The 1,349-nt window shown below is 57.5% G+C and carries 1 protein-coding gene and 1 pseudogene; both read right to left on the bottom strand.

Annotated elements, in window-relative coordinates; all coding sequences use genetic code 11:
• On the bottom strand, window positions 1-1,044 hold a 1,044-nt coding region (locus FDW87_RS12165), incomplete at its 3' end, for an acetyl-CoA C-acetyltransferase (protein ID WP_252363142.1).
• A 102-nt stretch (window positions 1,045-1,146) separates the two neighbouring features.
• Window positions 1,147-1,349, bottom strand: a pseudogene (locus FDW87_RS22445) (substrate-binding domain-containing protein); the annotation flags it as partial.

Genomic DNA, 1,349 nt, shown 5'->3' with positions numbered 1-1,349 from the left:
ATGACCAAGCGCAATGGCTCCGCCGTTCACATTCACCCGCCGTTCATCCCACTCCAGCATTTTCCCAACGGACAATGCCTGTGCGGCAAAGGCTTCGTTGGCCTCGATAAGATCAACATCAGCCAGTTGCCAGCCCACACGCTCAAGGCAACGGCGCGTCGCATACACCGGCGCAATTCCCATGAGCGCGGGATCGACCCCGACGCTGGCAAAGGCGCGGATGCGGGCCAGCACCGGCAAATTCAGCTCCTGGGCCTTAGCCTCGCTCATCATCATCACCGCAGCGGCGCCATCATTGATGGATGACGCGTTGCCCGCGGTTACTGAACCGAGCCTGTCGAAGGTCGGATCCAGGCGCGCCAGCCCTTCTGCGCTGGCATCAGTGCGCGGCTGTTCGTCGGTATCCACCACGAACGATTGCCCATTACGCTGCGTTACCACCGGCACGATTTCATCTTTAAAGCGCCCGGCGTCAATTGCCATCCGCGCCTTGTGCTGCGAATGCAGTGCGTAGGCATCCTGCAGTTCACGGCTGATGCCATATTCCCGCGCCAGATTTTCCGCGGTAACGCCCATATGGTAATCGTTGAAAGCGTCCCACAGGCCGTCATGCACCAGGCTGTCGACCAGTTGACTGTTGCCCAACTGTGCGCCGGTACGGCTATCAGTAAGGACATGCGGCGCACGGCTCATATTCTCTTGTCCGCCCGCAATCACAATGTCGGCTTCGCCGCACTGGATAGCCTGGGTCGCCAGATGCAGCGCTTTCAGACCCGAGCCGCAGACATCGTTAATGGTGATGGCGGAGACGGTATTGGGTAGCCCACCATTGATGGCGGACTGACGCGCCGGGTTTTGCCCGGCACCAGCGGTAAGCACCTGTCCGAGGATCACTTCATCCACAGCGTGAACGTCCACGCCCGTGCGCTCCAGTAACGCCCTGACTACCATGCTACCTAATTCAACGGCAGAGTGGCGCGCCAGCGTCCCCTGGAAGCAGCCGATTGGTGTCCGTAACGCCCCGACTATCACAACCTCTTTCATCACCACCTCAGCGCAAAATAACACCGCAATAGTAGATGATTGTTAAAAAGAGTTATCAAGGTTGTTTAAAAACGGTGATTTTTATCACAAAGGAAATTCGTATCATTTATTGGTCATCTGAACGCCACTCTGCTGTAAATGGTCGCGCAGCCAACTTCCCGCCACGCCAGGCGGTGATTTCTTATTCCACAGCAGATCGATAGAGATAGCCTTTGGCCAGCCGGGCAGCATCAATTGGACCAGCGGTTTTTCTGCCGCAAACTCCTCCACCAGCGCACAAGGGAGCGCGCACCAGCCGAATCCCT

Source organism: Citrobacter sp. wls826, from assembly GCF_005281245.1.
GTDB classification, from domain to species: Bacteria; Pseudomonadota; Gammaproteobacteria; order Enterobacterales; family Enterobacteriaceae; genus Citrobacter; species Citrobacter braakii.
This window is presented reverse-complemented; position numbering and strand designations above follow the sequence as displayed.